The sequence below is a fragment of the Streptomyces sp. NPDC001415 genome (assembly GCF_053597395.1).
This window is the reverse complement of record NZ_JBSFIE010000006.1, coordinates 78,126-94,895: the sequence shown is the minus strand read 5'-3', so window position 1 is coordinate 94,895 and position 16,770 is coordinate 78,126. Positions and strand designations below refer to the sequence as shown.

The window sequence follows — 16,770 nt, the reverse complement described above, 5'->3', positions numbered from 1 at the left end:
GCCCCAGGGCTGGTCGGTACGTCAACGCCAGGGCTGGTCGGTACGTCAACGCCAGGGCTGGTCGGTACGTCAACGGGAGTCACCCGGTAGAGCGGATCTGCCGGGATTGAGGCACGTCACGGGCGTGGCTGGGCAGAGCTGTCCTCGTGCCGTCCGCCTCCCTCGCCGCCCTGCGCCGCGCCCTCGTGGTGCTGTCGGTGCTCGGCGCGCTGTTCGGGGCGGCGCCCGGAGTGCCGGCGTGCGAGGGGCGGACGGTGGATTCGGCCGTGGTGTCGGTCGCGCCCGAACCATTGGACGAGGGCGCCCAGGACGCGTCCGAAGCGGTACTTCCCGTACAACCGGGCCGCCCCGCGCGGCTGATCCGCCCGTCGGCTACCGACGTGCCGCGAGCGGAGCCGGTGTCGCCGCCGCCCGCCGCCTCGTACGACAACGCCCGTCGGCCCGCTGCGGCGACGGGCGCTCGCTGTGTGGTGCTCCGCTGCTGACCGTTCCGTACGGAACCGGATCAGTCAGCCAACTCACCTATGCAGCAAGGTGGTTCACTCATGCCCATCGACCCGTTCGCGGCGCTCAACGCCATGATCCGAGCTGAGGCAGCCCGCATCCGGCCCGCCGGGACCGGAACTCCCGAGGAAACAACGAAGACGGCCGAGGGACGGGACGAACGCCCGGGGGAGGAGCGGCAGGACCGTAGGCAGGGCAGCTAGGAGCCGACCGGGTGGGTGCCCGAGAGCGCTCTCGGGCACCCACCCCCGGAGCAGCGGCTCCCAGGCGCCCACTTCCGGGAGCGCTCTCAGACGCCCAGCCTCGGAGCAGCGGCTCCCAGGCGCCCATTCCCGGGAGCGCTCTCAGGTGCCCAGCCTCGGAGCAGCGGCTCTCAGGCGCCCACTTCCGGGAGCGCTCTCAGGCGCCCACCTCCGCAAACCCGCTCAAGCCCCACCTCCGCGCGAGCTCAACCCCTCGCTCCGCGCGCCAGTTCCAGCGCGTACTCCGGCCACCAGCGCCCCGCCGCCGGCCCACCCCGGCAGGTGCCGTCCGATTCGCCGGGGCGTTTGATCCACAGGTAGGCGTCGATCAGCGGGTCCCCGGTGGCCGCTGTGGGCGGGGTGCCGAGCGCACGGCCGGGCGGGTTGCACCAGGAGTCGCTGCCGCGGTACGGGCCGTTGCCGTTGCGGCTGGTGTCGACGACGAAGTGCTTGCCGCCGAGCGCGGCCGAGAGCCGGTGGCCGTACTCGGCGGTGGACGCGGTCGTCTGGAACGCGGAGACGTTGAGCGAGAACCCGTCCGCTTGTGCCATGCCCGCCCGGAGGAGCGCTCTCGACAGGGCCGACAGATCGGTGATCCAGTCGGAGTGGCCCGCGTCCAGGTACACCTTCGTCGCGGGCCCGCGCTTCAACTGCCCCACGGCATAAGCGAGAAGAGCCAGGCGCTCGCCCGACGGGGCGGCCTCGCAGCCGTCCACCAGGTGCGCGATCGCGTCCGGCTCGACGATCACGACGGCCGGGTGCTCGCCGATGCCGCGCGCGAACCCGTCGATCCACGACCGGTAGTGCGCCGCGTCGTCGGCGCCGCCCTGCGAGTCGCCGTCGCAGTCGCGGTGGGGGATGTTGTACGCGACGAGGACCGGGACCTGCCCGGTGTACGCGGCGGCGGTCGTGAGTCCCCGCACCGTCTGCTCGACCCCGTCGGGCGGCGGCCATTCCGCCTGCGGCCGCAGCGAGATCCGCTCCATGAGCGCGGAGTCCGCGGTCCGCCCCGCGAAGCGCCACGTCGCGGCCTGTACGGCGGCCGAGGTCACCGGGTTCACCCAGTACGGGCCGGGACGGGGGTCGTCGGGGCCGGCCTGTGGGGCGGCGAACCCCACCGAGAGCGTGACGGTGAGCGCCGCGAGACAGCAGCGGATGCGGGAGCGTGACCGAGCGGACATGGGACTCCAGGGATACCGAACCCACAATTGCGGAGACCTGGAGATCTTGGCATCGGGGCCCGCCGTGCGCCCGGATCAGGGGGCCGTACGGGGGAACCGGCCGCGGGTACGAGATGATGTGCGTCCCGGACTCCGGTCCGGATCAGCCCGCCTCGCGTACGTGAACGTGGCCGTCCCTGGGGTAGGGCGGGTAGGCGGGCAGGATCCGATCGAGGCGGTAGCCGGTCTTCTCCGCGACGCGGCACGAGGCGAGGTTGTCGACCTGGTGGAGCAGTTCGAGGCGGCGCAGCCCGTCCCCGGCGAAGGCGTCGAAGGCCCACGCTGAGAGCGCTTCCAGGGCGCGCGGGGCCACGCCCTGGCCGCGGGCGTGGGCCATGGTCCAGTAGCCGACCTCGCCGACCTCGCGGCCGTCCTCGTTCCACTTCAGGGAGATGTTGCACAGCAACTTGCCGTAGTCGCCGCCCAGTTGGGCCGCGCAGACCGCGAAGCTGAGCCGCTTCCCCGTCTCCCAGCCCTCCCACTGCCGCTCCAGCCACCGCACCGCGTCCTCGGAGGTCGCCACCGGGCTGCTCCAGCGGCCGATGTCCGGGTCGCTGTACGCCTCGATCACCCCGTCGGCGTCGTCCGGCAGCCAGGGTCGCAGCACCAGCCCGCCCGACGCCGCCGTCGCCTCGACCCGCAGAGTCACCGTCATCAAAGTCCTCCTCGAAACGCGGTCCCGGTTCCCTTGCCGCATGCGAAAGAGTACGGAGGTGAGGCGGCCGGTTCCCCAGGGGGTCGTCTCCCCCAACTGGCCGGTGGGGGATGATTGTTGCGCATGCTCTCACCCGCTACCGCAGGGAGGGTGTCAGGCCCTTGACGCGGACGTCGTCAGTCCGCGAGGAGTGCCGCGACGGCCCGCGCGGTCCACAGGCCCGCCGTGCCTGGGCACGCCGCCAGATAGGCGGTCACCACGTCCGCGTCCCAGGCGCCCGCCTCCAACAGGCCTCTGGCGAGGTGTCTGAGATAGGCGGCCGAAGGAACCGTCCAGGTGACCTCGTCCATGCGCCAGGGTGCGGTGAAGGTGAGCACGGGCCGCCCGTCGAGCCGGCCCGTACAGACGAGGGTCTCGTACCGGCCGGCCCCCAGTACGGACCGTCCGGTGCTCAGCACCTCGCCGAGGTCGAGGTCGGCGCCGGGTTCCCGGTACATCTCCTGCGCCGCGATGTCGGCGAACTGGCCCGCCGAGACCAAGTGGGCGCGGGCGAGCACGCGGCCCTCCGCATCGGGATCGTAGAAGGCCCGGCCACCGCGCCAGACCGGCGACCGGGTCGCGAAATAGAGCGCCCCGCGCAGTTCCACCGGGACGGATTCGACGGGCGGGCGACGGTCCCGGCATCCCGGATACGCCCGGGCCGCGCCGGACGGCCGCCCGCCCTCGATGTAGTGGGCGAGCCGGTCGAGATGCATGTTGGAGCCGTACGAGGCGTACCAGACCATCACGCCCGCGCCGCCCGGACCGCCTACGGCCGAGCTGCCGTCCACCCCATCACCTCTCCATTACCCATGGGGTAATCGACCCCCTCGCCGTCCCCCGGCAGAGTTGGGCACATCGGGACCCGGGCGGCGCACTCCGGTCGGGTCCCGGGTTTCTGACCAGGCATCACATACGTCACGGAGGCTGATTTCCATGTCCGAGAACCGCTACGAGACCGCCGTCGCCCGCTACTTCGAGGCATGGAACGCCGACTCGGCCGAGGATATCGCCAAGGCCGTCGCCGCGGCGTGGACCGAGGGCGGGACCTACACCGACCCGCTCGCCGAGGTCGCCGGCCACAAAGGGGTCGCCGCGGTGATCGCCGGGGCGCACGCCCAGTTCCCGGGGTTCGGGTTCCGGCTGCTCGGTGCGGTCGACGGCCATCACGACGTCGCCCGCTTCGGGTGGGAGCTGGTGTCGGTCGCCGACGGCTCGGCCCCGGTCGCCGGGTTCGACGTGATCACCCTCGCCGAGGACGGCCGCATCCGATCCGTCGCCGGGTTCCTGGACCGCGTACCGGCTACGGCATGAGCGACTGAAGGTACTTCGCCGTCTCCGGGTCGGCCGGCAGGAACGTCTCGATGGCCAGCTCGGAGACGGTGACGTCCATCGGCGTGTTGAACGTGGCGATGGTCGATATGAAGGAGAGCGGCGTCCCCGCGTGCTCGATGAGCAGCGGCAGCGCGAACGGGTACGCCTGGCGGGGCTCCGCATCGCCCGGCTCCTCCCGGCCGGCCGGCACGGGGTGGGCGGCGACCTCCTCGTACAGCGCGCGCAGGGTGTCACTGCGCAGCAGCGCGATCTGCCGTTCCATCTGTTCGAGGAGGTGGCCGCGCCACTGCGGCAGGTTGCGGATGCGCGGGGCGAGGCCCTCGGGGTGGAGGGTGAGCCGCATCGCGTTCACCGGCGGCGCCAGCAGATGCCCGGCCACGCCTTCGAGCAGCATCTCTATGCCCCGGTTCGCGGCGAGCACCGTGTACGTCGCGTCCACGATCAGCGCCGGGTACGGGTCGTAGGCCTGGATGAGCCGCTCCATTCCCTCGCGCAGGGAGCTCATCGACGGGTCGTCGAGCGGGGTCTGTGCGTAGTGCGGGGCGTAACCGGCCGCCAGGAGAAGCGCGTTGCGTTCGCGGACCGGCACGTCCAGGTGCTCGGCGAGGCGCAGGATCATCTCCTCGCTCGGGCGGGACCTGCCGGTCTCGATGAAGCTGATGTGCCGGGCCGACGAGTCGGCGCGCAGCGCGAGCTCCAGCTGGCTGATCCGGCGCTCCTCGCGCCAGCCGCGCAGCATCGGCCCTACTCCCGTTTCGAGTGCGGCAGTTGTCATAGCTCAGACATTAACCCGCTCCTCCGACAATGCCTCCGCGCCTCCCGCATCCGGCCCTTTGCGCCGCCGCCGGAGCGCCCAGCCCGCGAGGACCGCGCCCGCCGCGAGGCCGTACGCCGTCGTCGGTACGGGGAAGTCCGGCGCCGCCGGAGTCGTCACATACGCGGCCGCGCCCGCCGCGGCGACGGTGAGCCACTCCCAGCGCCCGTCCAGTGCCACGAGGGCGACCAGGAGCAGGGCGTACCAGGAGTAGCCCGGTGTGAGCAGCAGGAAGGCCCAGCCGATCAGCAACAGCCCACCGGACCAAGGGCGTTCGGGGTTCCCGCGCCGCAGCACGTACGCGGTCACCGAGAGCAGGACGGCGAGTGTGACCGGCAGGGACCAGCTGTCGGGCAGCACCAGGCGCAGCAGCGCGAACCGGCCCCGCGCGGAGGGATCGTCGTACCCCTCCTCCTCGGTGTAGCCGCCGAGATAGCCGAACACCGAGGAGTGGGAGGCGAGCGCGTACGGGAGGTAGGAGAGCGCGATCACACCGGCCGTCGACAGGATGACGGTGACCGGTCGCCGTCGCAGGACCGCGGGCAGCACCACCGCGGGCAGCAGCTTCACCGCGACCCCCGCGCCGATCAATACCCCGCCCGCCGCGGCACGCAGCCGCCCGATCGCGGGACGGCCCGTCAGCGCGCCGAGCCCGGCGACCGTCAACAGCACGGCCAGGGCGTCGACATGGGCGTTGTTGACCGCCTCCACGGGCACGGCCGGACACCATGCCCAGTACGCCACGGCCGGCACGGATCCCGCCGCCCCGTCCGGGCCGCGCCGCCGGACGATCCGCAACAGCCCCAACGTGGTGCCCACCGCGAACAGCGCGCCGCCGATCTGCAGCGGCTTGATGCGGGCGGAGCGGGGCGTGATCTCGTCCACCACCAGGTAGTACGCCTCGGCGACCGGCGGATAAATGGTGTGTACGGACGGCCTGTTGAGGAGGGTGCAGCCGCCGTCCACCGGGGCGTGGTCCGGCAGCGCGCACTGCGCCGGGTCGGTCGGGAAAAGCCAGCGGTCGCGCAGCCCGGCCAGCTCGCGGTCGGCCGGCGCATGGTCGTACGGGGAGATCCCGGCCGCCTGCACCCGGCCGTCCCAGACGTAGCGGTAGGCGTCGGTGCTGGTGCGCGGGGGAGCGAGGAGGCCGGTCGCGGCGACGGCGATCCCGCCCGCGACGACCAGCGCGGCCCGGTGACGGACCGGCACCCTGCGCACCGACCACGCGGCCGCCGCGAACAGCAGCCAGGCCGCCGCGTACCACCAGGAGAGCCCGCCCGGGTCGGTGGCATAGCCGTCGCGGCGGACGGTGAGGGCGAGCACGACGGTGAGCGCGGCGAGCAGGGCGGCGGTGCATGCGGTACGTCCATGGGTCACCCAGCGAGCCTCGCAGCTCGAAGCCGCCACGGACGGCAGGCCGCCCCCGCCGTCCGCGAACCGTAAGATCCGGCGGGACACGCGGGGGCGGATTACTCGGCTACCGGGTTACTTCCACCCGCCGTACGGAACGGTCAGAAGTTCCAGCCAGTGGCCCGACGGATCGGGGAAATAGACCCCGCGACCGCCGTCGTTGTGATTGATCTCGTTCGGGTGCTTCCGGTGCGGATCCGCGAAGAACGGAAGCTTCAGATCCGTGATCTTCTGGAATGCCGCGTCGAATTCTTCCTCGGACACGAGGAACGCGTAATGCTGCGCCGGAATGTCGGTGCCCTCGGGAACCGTCGCGAAGTCGAGAGTGACTCCGTTGCTGGTCGTGACGGGGATGAACGGCCCCCATTCCTTGCCGACCTCAAGGCCGAGCATCTCGCCCAGGAATTCGGCGGACACCCGGTTGTCGCGGGAAGCGATGATGGTGTGATTCAACTGTACTGACACGGTGGAATGCCTCCAACAGGCATCTCACAGACACCTCCATGTCTCACCCGGCCGGTGACCGACACGCGATGCTGCCCAAAGATCCTAACCACATGGTCCTGTCCCTGTCACGGTATTGATTGCGTCATCACATTCCCCCGCCGGCCGGCGGCGTTCGCGAACCGTAAGGTGTCGAGCCGCCCCGAACGGGGGTCGGTCGGGGTGGGATGGAGCCATGAAGCCACGACTTCCCGCAGTGCGGCCGCCCGACTTCAAGGGCCGACTGCACGACGCCCGCACCGCGACCTCGATCGGCCGCCTGCTGGGCGTCGCGATCGCGATCTGCTTCGGCACGGGACTCATCAGCCACTACCTCCAGCACCCGCCCGGATGGCTCGCGGACCACTTGCCGAGCAAGCCCCTCTGGGGGTACCGGCTCACTCAGGGCCTGCACGTGGCGGCCGGTATCGCCGCGATTCCGCTGCTGCTCGCCAAGTTGTGGACGGTGTACCCGAAGCTGTTCGCGTGGCCGCCGGTGCGTTCCGTACGCCACGCGCTGGAGCGCCTCTCGGTCGCGGTCCTTGTCGCGGGCGCTGTCTTCGAACTGCTCACCGGGCTCCTGAACACGGTGCAGTGGTATCCGTGGCCGTTCAACTTCGTTCCGGTGCATTTCGCCGTGGCGTGGCTGCTCGCAGGGGCCCTGCTGCTGCACGTTGCCGTCAAGTACCCGGAAATCAAAGGGCATTGGAGTCGGAGGTCGTCCGGCACGCTGTCGCTGCCCGCGGCCGACGGCCCCGACCGGCGCTCCTTCCTCACCGGCGTGACGGCGGCCGTCGGCGCGGTCACCCTCACCACCGTCGGCCAGTCCTTCACCCCGCTGAAAACCTTCGACGTCCTCGCGCCGCGCCACCCCGACCACGGCCCCCAGGGCCTCCCGGTCAACCGGACCGCGGCGACGGCGGGAGTGGGCCAAGTCAACGGTGCCGCCTACCTGTTGACGGTGGTCGGCCCCCGCCCCTACACCCTCACCCTCGCCGAACTGTCCGCGCTCACCCAGCACGAATCCGTGCTGCCCATCGCCTGCGTCGAAGGCTGGAGCAAGTCCGCGCACTGGAGGGGCGTGCGCATGACCGAGCTGCTGCGCCGGGCCGGTGCGCCGCCGGACGCACGGGTGCGGGTGACCTCGCTTGAGAAGTACGGCTCGTACCGCGTGATGGAGATGGGCCGCGAATACGCCCACGACCCGCTCACCCTGCTCGCCCTCGAACTCAACGGTCAGACCCTCACGCCGGACCACGGCTACCCCGCGCGCATCATCGCGCCGAACCGCCCCGGCGTGCTGCAGACCAAGTGGGTCACCCGGCTGGAGGTGCTGTGATGCGGACGGTGACGGGCGCGGCGGGGCTCGCGCTGATGGCGTTCGGCGGACTGCTGCTCTGGGACCAGACCACGCACTGGGACGTGCTGATCTGGCTGGCCGGGGCCGTCGTCCTGCACGACGCGGTGATCGCGCCGCTTGTCCTCGGGGCGGGCCTGCTGCTCGGCGGCCTGAAGAACCGCGGCCTGGTGCGCGCCACCCTGATGACCGCGGGCTGCCTGACCCTGGTCGCGCTCCCGGTGCTGCTCCGCCCCCTCCCGACGGCCAACTCCTCGGTGCTGCCGCTGGATTACGTACGGGGCCTGCTGATCTCCCTCGCCACGGTGGCGGTGCTCGCGGTGCTGCTCGGCGCGGGGCGCCGGGCCCGGGGGAGGGCGGGCAGGCCGGACGATCCGGAGGGCTGAGAGCCCGATCAGGACGCGGTTCGGACACCGGTTCCGACGCGGGAACGGTCGGACACGGGCTCCGACATGGGCGGTCGGACAAGGGCTCCGACGCGGGTGGTCGGACACGGGCTTCGGTGGGGGCGGAGCCCTCCGTCAGCCCGCGCCCCCCGCCGCCCGCATCGGCTCCGCCGCCTCCCACACGCTCTGGAACGCCAGCCGCAGACAGGCCGCGAGCGCCGGGTGCTCGATGTACAGGGCGGTCGTGGAGCCCGTCCCCGCCACCGGATCCGGCATGTCGCACAGCACCAACGAGGCGTCCGCGATGACCAGTTTGAGTGGCAGGCGCTGGGTGAATCGGGCCTCCTCGCCGGCCTCGGCGAAACGCCGCACGTTCTCCAGGACCTCCTCGTCGGCCAGCGCGTCGTGCGTGTACACCGCCCGTACCGTGCCCTTGGCCCGCCGAAGGCGCCGCGTCGCCTTGATCCCGGAGGTGTTGGCGGCCGGGGCCACGAACGGGGGCATGCAGAACGTGAGGAGCTCGGAGTCGGCCTGCTCCTGGATGTCCGCGAAACGCTCGGCGATCTGCCGCTGGTCGCGCAGCACCTCGATGTAGTCCAGCGGATCGGTGTGCGCCCGGCCGTCCGCCCATAGCGGGAGAAGGAGCGAGGTCAGCCCCGTCGACAGCTTCTCCAGCCGTTCCAGGGACTCCCTCTGACGGTTCATCAGCCGCGTGACGGCAAGCTCCGGAGCGACCGCGGTGAAGGTGGCGACGCGCCCTCGGTGAGCCACTGCGAGCTGGGCGCGGACCAGGCCGTCGAGGACGTCGTAGATGCGCTGCCGGGGCACCTCGGCCTCCCGCGCCACCTGCGCCGCGGTGTAGGAGTCGCGCCTGACGAGGGCCAGGTAGACCCGTGCCTCGTAGCGGGACAGGCCCAGCTCGACGAGGTCGCTGACCGACCCCTCATCCGGCTCCATGCGTATCCCCGTCCGACTCCATGTGCGTTCTCCTCGGCTCAGCTGCCCGCCACCGTATACACGTACACCCGGCTCTGAGCAGCCCTGTGATCGTTTGGGAATTCTCCGGGGGTCCTCGTGGTGATCCATCCCTTTTCGAGGGCAAGGCTTTGCCTGGGGCTTGCCAAAGGCTGTTGTCGACCCCGGCCGCCGTCGCTACCTTCATCCCTGCCACCACCTGAGCGGGTGGCAGTTTTCGCGAGGTGCCACTGTCATGCACTGATCAGATTTGGCCGCACCCGCTGATCACGTGCACCCACGTACCGCCGAACGTGCCGCACACGTACCGCTGAACGTGCCACGCGCGCACCGCCGATCGTCGGCACACGCACCGCCGATCACCCGCACGGATACCGCCGATCGTCCGCACACGTACTGCCGAACGCGCCGGATCCGCCCCGCCGAACACCCAGACCCGCCACGGCACCTCCGCTCGCCTCGATCCGGCGAACCGACCCCCATGGAGGGCAGTTCCTTGTACTCGAAGAGACCCTTCGGCCTCCCCGGATTCACCCGGCGGGCCGCCACGGCCGCGCTGTCCGCGGCGGCCCTGGTCACCGGTGGACTCATCGCCGTGGCCCCGTCCGTCGCCGCTGCCACGCAGCCCTCCGGCGCCCAGCCCGCCAACACCCAGCGGCTGTGCGCCCAGCCCACCAAGGCCGGCGTGATGTCCTGCCTGGCCCTGGCCCGCACCGATGTGCAGCACCACCTCGGCATATCCCCGGCCGCCGCCCCCTCCGGGTACGGCCCCACCGACCTGCAGAGCGCCTACGCCCTGTCGTCGAGCGCGGGCGCCGGTGCGACCGTCGCCATCATCGACGCGTACGACGACCCCAACGCCGAGTCGGACCTGGCCACCTACCGCTCGCAGTACGGACTCCCCGCCTGCACCACCGCCAACGGCTGCTTCAAGAAGGTCGACCAGAACGGCGGCACCAACTACCCGACCGCAGACTCCGGTTGGGCCGGCGAGATCTCCCTCGACGTCGACATGGTCAGCGCCGTCTGCCCGCAGTGCCACATCCTCCTCGTCGAGGCCAACCAGCCGTCGATGGAGGACCTGGGCGCGGCCGTGAACCGCGCGGTCACCATGGGCGCCAAGTACGTCTCCAACAGCTACGGCGGCAGCGAGGACTCCACCGACCCGAGCTCGGACGCCTCCTACTTCAACCACCCGGGCGTCGCGATCACCGTCTCCTCCGGTGACAGCGGCTACGGCGTCGAGTACCCGGCCGCCTCCCAGTACGTGACCTCCGTCGGAGGCACCTCGCTCAGCCGCGCGAGCAACGCCCGCGGCTGGTCCGAGTCGGTCTGGGGCTCCAGCTCCGGAGGCCAGGGCGCGGGCTCGGGCTGCTCCGCGTACGACCCGAAGCCGTCCTGGCAGAAGGACACCGGCTGCGCCAAGCGCACCGTCGCCGACGTCTCAGCGGTCGCCGACCCCGCCACCGGCCTTGCGGTGTACGACAGTTACCAGGCCAGCGGCTGGAACGTGTACGGCGGCACCAGCGCCTCCGCGCCGATCATCGCCGGCGTGTACGCACTCGCGGGCACCCCGGCGGCGGGCAGCTACCCCGCCTCCTTCCCGTACGCCCACACCGGTTCGCTGAACGACGTCACCACCGGCGCCAACGGCTCCTGCGGCACCTACCTGTGCAAGGCGGGCGCCGGCTACGACGGCCCGACCGGCCTCGGCACCCCGAACGGCACCGCCGCCTTCACCGGCGGAACCAGCACCGGCAACACCGTCTCGGTGACCAACCCCGGCAACCAGTCGACGCAGGTCAACACGGCGGCCTCGCTCCAGATCCACGCCACCGACTCCGACAGCGGCCAGTCGCTGACCTACAGCGCCACCGGCCTCCCGGCGGGCCTGTCCATCAACTCCTCGACCGGCCTGATCTCCGGCACCCCGACCACCGCCGGATCCTCCAACGTGACCGTCACCGCCAAGGACACCACCAACGCCAGCGGCTCGACGTCCTTCAACTGGACCGTCACCACCGCGGGCGGCGGCTGCACCCCGGCCCAGCTGCTCGGCAACCCCGGCTTCGAGACCGGCAGCGCCGCACCCTGGACCGCGACCGCCGGCGTCATCGACAACTCCAGCGGCGAGGCCGCGCACTCCGGCTCGTGGAAGGCCTGGCTCGACGGCTACGGCTACAGCCACACCGACTCGCTCTCCCAGACGGTGAGCATCCCGGTCGGCTGCCACGCCACCCTCACCTACTACCTGCACATCGACACCAGGGAGACGACCGGCTCCACCGCCTACGACAAGCTGACGGTGACCGCCGGTTCGACCACCCTGGCGAGCTACTCCAACCTCAACAAGAACACCGGCTTCGCCCAGAAGTCCTTCGACCTCTCCTCGTTCGCGGGGCAGACGGTGACCCTCAAGTTCACCGGCGTGGAGGACAGCAGCCTGGCCACGTCGTTCGTCGTCGACGACACGGCGGTCAACGTGAGCTGACCTGAACACCTGAACAGGCGTAGGGCGGGGCGGGGTTCATCCCCCACCCCGCCCTTTCGTGCCTCGTACGTCCATGTCTGTGCGGCCCCGTCCGTACGTGCTCAGACGGACGCACCACCTACCCGCGCCGCAGGGCCACGAAGGGGCGGCCCGCCGCGGTCCAGCGGCCGGCCGGGCGCCAGCCCAGGGGGCGGGCGCAGGACAGCAGCGCGTTCGTGCCGAGCCGCGCCCAGGGGAAGTCGCCCCCCGCCGCGCCGCTCGCATCGGCGACCCGGACCCGGATCCGCTCGTCGATCTCGTACGGGGCGGTCTCCGCCAGCAACAGACCACCAGGGACGACGAGTTGGGCCACCCGGGCGAGCAGCGCCGCCGGATCGCCACCGATGCCCACATTCCCGTCGACGAGCAGCGCGGTGTCCCAGCGCCCCTCGCCCGGCAGCCGGTCGAAGACCGAGCGGCACAGCGCGCTGCCGCCCCAGTCCCGGGTGCGGCGAACCGCTTCCGGGCTCACGTCGACCCCCAGCGCGGCGACGCCCTCGGCGGCGAGCGCGGCCACCAGACGGCCGGGTCCGCAGCCGATGTCCAGGACCGCGCCCCGGCAGCGGCGCAGCACCGTACGGTCCGCCAAGTCCGGCTCCGCACACCAGCGTTCGACCTCCAGCGGCAACAGCCAGCCGTCGTGCCTGCGCAGGAACAGCGGGCCGCGCCCCGACCGCAGCGCATCGGTGTACGGATCGGCGTGCCAGGCGGCCGGGGCGGTGGTCGAGAGCGCTCTCACCATGCGCGGGGCCCGGCGGTGAGGGAGCCGGCCGTCGGGGGCTCGGCGGTCGGAGAACCGGCTGTCGGAGGCTCGGCCGCGGGGGGTCCGGCGGTCAGGGAGCGGGCGAAGCGGCCATGCGGGGCCTCGGCCGCGACCAGTTGGGCGTCCCGCGCGGTGTCCACGTCGCGCAGCCGCGCCAGTTCGCGCACCGTGAGCCCGGCGTCGTACAGCCGCTGCCGCTGGACGCGCCCGGTCTCGGCCACCGACATCGGGACCCCGCGCAACAGCGACGGGTCGGGCTCGGTCAGGCCGAGGGCCCAGAACCCGCCGTCCTCGGCCGGGCCGAACCACGCGTCACCCGGACCGGGGTCCGCCAGCGCGGGTGCGAGCAGCGCCGGGGTCACCTGCGGGGTGTCCATGCCGATCAGCAGCGCGGGCCCGGTGCACGCCGCGAACGCCGCCGCGATCCGCTCGTCCAGGCCGCCCGCACACTGCGGCAGCACCTCGATGCCGGGCGGAAGCCACGGCCCCGGCTCACCGTCGAGCACCAGAAGCCTTCTGCGTACGGGGGTGGCGAGCACCGCGTCGAGGGTGTCGGCGAGCGACGCCTCGGCGATCCGGGCCGCCTCCTCGGGGGTGTACGGCGGGGTGAGCCGCGTCTTGACCCGGCCGGGCACGGGAGCCTTCGCCAGGACGATCAGCGTCGCGCCCGACACCGGCCCGCCCGCGGCCCCGGTCATCGGGCGACCGCCGACGTACGCGCCGCCACGGGCGGCTCGGCCAGCACCTTGCGCATGTCGTGCACCGCCTGCCAGGTGCCCCGCCACGTCCCGGTGACCTTCGACTTCCCGGTTCGCGGCCGGTAGGGCACCTCGCGCTCGGCCACCCGCCATCCCGCGTCCGCCGCGCGCACCACCATCTGGAGCGGGTAGCCGCTGCGCCGGTCGGTGAGCCCGAGCCCGAGCAGCGCCTCGCGGCGCGCGGCCCGCAGCGGCCCCAGGTCGTGCAGGCGCAGTCCGGTGCGGCGCCGCAGCATCCGCGCGAGCGCCAGGTTCCCGGCCCGCGCGTGCAGCGGCCAGGCGCCGGACCCTTGCGGCCGCCGCCGGCCGAGCACCAGATCGGCGACGCCGGACGCCACCTCCCGTACATAGGGCACGAGCTCCGCCGGATCGAGGGAGGCGTCGCAGTCGCAGAAGCAGACGTACTCGGCCTCGGACGCGAGCAGCCCGGCATGGCAGGCCGCGCCGAAACCCCGGCGGGGCTCGTGCACGACCGTCGCGCCGAGCGAGCGCGCCACCTCGGGCGAACCGTCCGACGAGCCGTTGTCGACCACGACGGCCCGCCAGCCGTCCGGGATCCGGGCCAGCACCCAGGGCAGCGCCTCGGCCTCGTCGAGGCAGGGCAGCACGACGTCCACGCTCTCGGCACCCGGGGCGGGAAGGGATGCGGAGGGGGATACGGACGGGGACGCCGAAGGAGCCGCTGACGGCAACGCTGACGGGACCGCTGATGAGGCCGCCGATGGGGGCGTGGAAGGTGAGGCGGAAGGTGATGCGCCGGGGGATTCAGTCACGCCCTCACCGTACGAATCCAAACCGGACAAACCGGATATCGGGTTCTTACGAAACGCGGACATCGCCCGCCCGAGGCCGACCCGGCGCAGACGGCCGCCCCCAGGCGGTGCGACGCTGGATTCCATGCACAGCACCGAGAGCCGCATCCTCGTCGTCGATGACGATCCGACCGTCGCCGAGGTCGTCACCGGCTACCTGGAACGCGCGGGCCACACCGTCGACCTCGCCGCCGACGGCCCCTCCGCCCTGCGCGCGGCCACGCAGCGCCGCCCTGACCTGGTGGTACTCGACCTGATGCTGCCCGGCATGGACGGCCTGGAGGTGTGCCGCCGACTGCGCGCCACGGCCCCGGTACCGGTGATCATGCTGACCGCGCGGGGCGACGAGGACGACCGCATCCTCGGCCTGGAGGTAGGCGCCGACGACTACGTGACGAAGCCCTTCAGCCCGCGCGAACTGGTGCTCCGTGTCGAATCCGTACTGCGCCGCGCCCGCACCGTCACCGCCCGTCCCGGCCCGAGCATGTCCCGGTCCGGCATCGCCCTCGACCCCGCAGCCCGCACCGCCTCGAAAGACGGCAACGAACTCGCCCTGACACTAAGGGAGTTCGACCTCCTGGCCTACCTCCTCGCCCGCCCAGGCGAGGCCATCTCCCGCGAACGCCTGATGCACGAGGTGTGGGGCTGGGAGTTCGGCGACCTGTCCACGGTGACCGTCCACGTCCGCCGCCTCCGAGGCAAGATCGAAACGGATCCGGCGAAGCCTGTGCTGATTCGTACGGTGTGGGGGGTGGGGTACCGCTTCGAGGCGGAGCCCGATGGGGGTGGGGGTGGGGTTGACCCACATGGGGCAGAGCCATATGGCAGCGGGCTGAGGGAGGGCGAGCCGCACGTGGGTGAGGCGCACGTGGGTGGGCCGCACGTGGGTGAGGCGCACGTGGGTGGGCCGCACGTGGGTGGGCCGCACGTAGGTGAGGCGCACATGGGTGAGCCGCACATAAGTCGGCCGTCCGCAGGTCAGCCGCCCATGGGGCAGGCTCCCATGGGCCAGCCGCACATAGGTGAGCCGCACATGTCCGCGCAGCACACGGCCGAGTCGCACGCGGCCGCGCGGCACGAGCCCGGCGCGGCCTCGGCCGACGTACGCGGGGCCGAGCCCGGCGGTGCCGGGACGGACGCGGCCGTGCGCCACGGAGGCGACCATGAGTGACGTCCTCCTCATCGCGCTGTACGCCTTCCTCGGTGCCGCGGCCGCCGGGCTGGGCGGGGCGCTGGCCCTGCGGCTCCTTCGGCACCGTTCGCTCACCGCGTCCGTGGCCGTCGTCGCGGCCGTCGCGGTCATCGCCATGCTGGCCGGCACGCTCGCCGTCGCCTGGGCGATGCTCCTGAACTCCCACGACCTGACGGTGGTGACCGTGGTCGTCGCCATGGCCGCGGTCGCCTCACTGGGCACCGCGCTGCTGCTGGGGCGCCGGGTCGTGGCCAGCAGCCGACGTCTCGCGCTGGCCGCCCGTTCGTTCGGCGAGGGCGGAAGCTTCGACGCCCCCACGGGGCCCGCCACCGCCGAACTGGCCGCACTGAGCCGGGAGTTGGCGGCGACCAGCGCGAAACTGACCGAGTCGCGAGAGCGCGAGCGGGCCCTGGAAACCTCGCGACGCGAACTCGTCGCCTGGATCTCGCACGACCTGCGCACCCCGCTCGCCGGGCTCCGCGCGATGGCCGAGGCCCTCGAAGACGGCATGGCCAAGGACCCGGACCGCTACTTCCGCCAGATCAGAACCGAGGTCGAACGCCTCAACTCCATGGTCGGCGACCTCTTCGAGCTGTCCCGCATCCATGCGGGAGCGCTCTCACTCAACCCCGCCCGCATGTCCGTCCACGACCTGATCGGCGACGCGCTGGCGGGCGCGGACCCGCTGGCGCGCGAACACGGGGTGCGTCTCGTCGGAGAGCGCGTCGATGCCGTGCCGGTCGAGGTGGACGGCAAGGAGATGACCCGGGTCCTCGCGAACCTCCTGGTCAACGCCATCCGGCACACCCCGGCCGACGGTACCGTCGCGGTCACCGCCGAGGACCGGGACGGCGCGGTCACCCTCTCCGTCACCGACGGCTGCGGCGGCATCCCCGACGACGACCTGCCCCGCGTCTTCGACACCGGCTGGCGCGGCACCGAAGCACGCACCCCGCCCGGCGGGGCGGGCCTGGGCCTCGCGATCGTCCGAGGCATCGTGGAAGCCCACTCGGGCCGCGCCGAAGTGCGCAACGTGGCAGGCGGCTGCCGCTTCGAACTGACCCTCCCGGTGGCCCCGGCGTAGGCGCCCCATAGGGGCGCGGGGAACTGCGCGACAAGCCACCGACGGCCTGCCAGTCGAAAGCCGGAGGGAAGGGGGGCCAGGCGAGCAGCCCGCCCCCCTTCCGCACCCCGGGGGCCCCGCACCCCGGGGGCCCCGCACCCCGGGGGCCCCGCACCCCGGGGGCCCCGCACCCCGGGCCCCGCACCCCGCACCCCGGGCCCCGCACCCCGGG

17 protein-coding genes and 1 pseudogene are annotated in these 16,770 nt (G+C 72.4%); 8 read left to right on the top strand and 10 right to left on the bottom strand.

The genetic code is table 11. The annotated features are described in order from the left end of the window. Positions 1-146 precede the first annotated feature (146 nt). Positions 147-485, top strand: coding sequence for a hypothetical protein (locus tag ACWC2B_RS09945; RefSeq protein WP_450715975.1), 339 nt, complete (start codon positions 147-149; stop codon positions 483-485). 60 nt (positions 486-545) lie between these two features. Then, positions 546-707, top strand: a complete 162-nt coding sequence (locus ACWC2B_RS09940; protein WP_450715974.1) for a hypothetical protein — start codon at positions 546-548, stop codon at positions 705-707. A gap of 245 nt (positions 708-952) precedes the next feature. On the opposite strand, the gene ACWC2B_RS09935 is transcribed toward ACWC2B_RS09940, so the two are convergent. The 3 genes from ACWC2B_RS09935 to ACWC2B_RS09925 form a co-directional block, all read right to left on the bottom strand. Beyond that, positions 953-1,927, bottom strand: a complete 975-nt coding sequence (locus tag ACWC2B_RS09935) for a glycoside hydrolase family 6 protein (protein WP_450715973.1) — start codon at positions 1,925-1,927, stop codon at positions 953-955. 142 nt (positions 1,928-2,069) lie between these two features. Next, complete coding sequence (locus tag ACWC2B_RS09930; protein ID WP_450715972.1) at positions 2,070-2,621, bottom strand: GNAT family N-acetyltransferase; 552 nt, start codon at positions 2,619-2,621, stop codon at positions 2,070-2,072. A 176-nt stretch (positions 2,622-2,797) separates the two neighbouring features. Beyond that, positions 2,798-3,406, bottom strand: coding sequence for a histone deacetylase (locus tag ACWC2B_RS09925; protein ID WP_450716213.1), 609 nt, complete (start codon positions 3,404-3,406; stop codon positions 2,798-2,800). Between the two features lie 190 nt (positions 3,407-3,596). On the opposite strand from ACWC2B_RS09925, the gene ACWC2B_RS09920 reads away from it, so the two are divergent. Beyond that, complete coding sequence (locus tag ACWC2B_RS09920; RefSeq protein WP_450715971.1) at positions 3,597-3,974, top strand: nuclear transport factor 2 family protein; 378 nt, start codon at positions 3,597-3,599, stop codon at positions 3,972-3,974. Here ACWC2B_RS09920 and ACWC2B_RS09915 read toward each other — a convergent pair. The 3 genes from ACWC2B_RS09915 to ACWC2B_RS09905 all read right to left on the bottom strand — a co-directional run bounded on the left by ACWC2B_RS09915 (position 3,964) and on the right by ACWC2B_RS09905 (position 6,684). Continuing rightward, a complete protein-coding gene (locus tag ACWC2B_RS09915; RefSeq protein WP_450715970.1) occupies positions 3,964-4,770 on the bottom strand; it encodes a helix-turn-helix domain-containing protein in 807 nt (268 codons plus the stop codon). The two genes, ACWC2B_RS09920 and ACWC2B_RS09915, sit on opposite strands and share 11 nt — an antisense overlap. A gap of 3 nt (positions 4,771-4,773) precedes the next feature. Beyond that, a complete protein-coding gene (locus ACWC2B_RS09910; RefSeq protein WP_450715969.1) occupies positions 4,774-6,186 on the bottom strand; it encodes a glycosyltransferase family 87 protein in 1,413 nt (470 codons plus the stop codon). Between the two features lie 108 nt (positions 6,187-6,294). Then, a complete protein-coding gene (locus ACWC2B_RS09905) occupies positions 6,295-6,684 on the bottom strand; it encodes a VOC family protein (RefSeq protein WP_450715968.1) in 390 nt (129 codons plus the stop codon). A 214-nt stretch (positions 6,685-6,898) separates the two neighbouring features. Here ACWC2B_RS09905 and ACWC2B_RS09900 point away from each other — a divergent pair, with 214 nt between their 5' ends. Together ACWC2B_RS09900 and ACWC2B_RS09895 are read left to right on the top strand one after the other, a co-directional pair. Then, positions 6,899-8,041: a molybdopterin-dependent oxidoreductase gene (locus ACWC2B_RS09900; RefSeq protein ID WP_450715967.1), complete on the top strand. Its 1,143-nt coding sequence runs from the start codon at positions 6,899-6,901 to the stop codon at positions 8,039-8,041. Further along, entirely contained in the window at positions 8,041-8,445 is a 405-nt protein-coding gene (locus ACWC2B_RS09895) for a hypothetical protein (RefSeq protein WP_450715966.1), read from the top strand. Before ACWC2B_RS09900 ends, ACWC2B_RS09895 begins: the two co-directional genes overlap by 1 nt. A gap of 135 nt (positions 8,446-8,580) precedes the next feature. Here the strand turns inward: ACWC2B_RS09895 and ACWC2B_RS09890 are convergent, their stop codons facing one another. After that, on the bottom strand, positions 8,581-9,402 hold the full coding sequence (locus tag ACWC2B_RS09890; protein ID WP_450715965.1) for a TrmB family transcriptional regulator: 822 nt from the start codon (positions 9,400-9,402) through the stop codon (positions 8,581-8,583). 514 nt (positions 9,403-9,916) lie between these two features. On the opposite strand from ACWC2B_RS09890, the gene ACWC2B_RS09885 reads away from it, so the two are divergent. Further along, a complete protein-coding gene (locus ACWC2B_RS09885; RefSeq protein WP_450715964.1) occupies positions 9,917-11,911 on the top strand; it encodes a putative Ig domain-containing protein in 1,995 nt (664 codons plus the stop codon). 118 nt (positions 11,912-12,029) lie between these two features. On the opposite strand, the gene ACWC2B_RS09880 is transcribed toward ACWC2B_RS09885, so the two are convergent. From ACWC2B_RS09880 to ACWC2B_RS09870, 3 genes are read right to left on the bottom strand one after another with little or no spacing between them, the layout of a single operon-like run. Continuing rightward, complete coding sequence (locus ACWC2B_RS09880; RefSeq protein WP_450715963.1) at positions 12,030-12,692, bottom strand: class I SAM-dependent methyltransferase; 663 nt, start codon at positions 12,690-12,692, stop codon at positions 12,030-12,032. Next, positions 12,686-13,411, bottom strand: a complete 726-nt coding sequence (locus tag ACWC2B_RS09875; RefSeq protein ID WP_450715962.1) for a TIGR04282 family arsenosugar biosynthesis glycosyltransferase — start codon at positions 13,409-13,411, stop codon at positions 12,686-12,688. Before ACWC2B_RS09875 ends, ACWC2B_RS09880 begins: the two co-directional genes overlap by 7 nt. Next, positions 13,408-14,088, bottom strand: a complete 681-nt coding sequence (locus ACWC2B_RS09870) for a glycosyltransferase family 2 protein (protein WP_450715961.1) — start codon at positions 14,086-14,088, stop codon at positions 13,408-13,410. The genes ACWC2B_RS09875 and ACWC2B_RS09870 overlap by 4 nt, the downstream gene beginning before the upstream one ends. A gap of 280 nt (positions 14,089-14,368) precedes the next feature. Between ACWC2B_RS09870 and ACWC2B_RS09865 the strand changes: the two are divergent. Both ACWC2B_RS09865 and ACWC2B_RS09860 read left to right on the top strand, forming a co-directional pair. Next, a pseudogene (locus ACWC2B_RS09865) lies at positions 14,369-15,061 on the top strand (response regulator transcription factor); the annotation flags it as partial. Positions 15,062-15,446: 385 nt separating this feature from the next. Next, on the top strand, positions 15,447-16,559 hold the full coding sequence (locus tag ACWC2B_RS09860) for a sensor histidine kinase (protein ID WP_450715960.1): 1,113 nt from the start codon (positions 15,447-15,449) through the stop codon (positions 16,557-16,559). Positions 16,560-16,770: the final 211 nt, after the last annotated feature.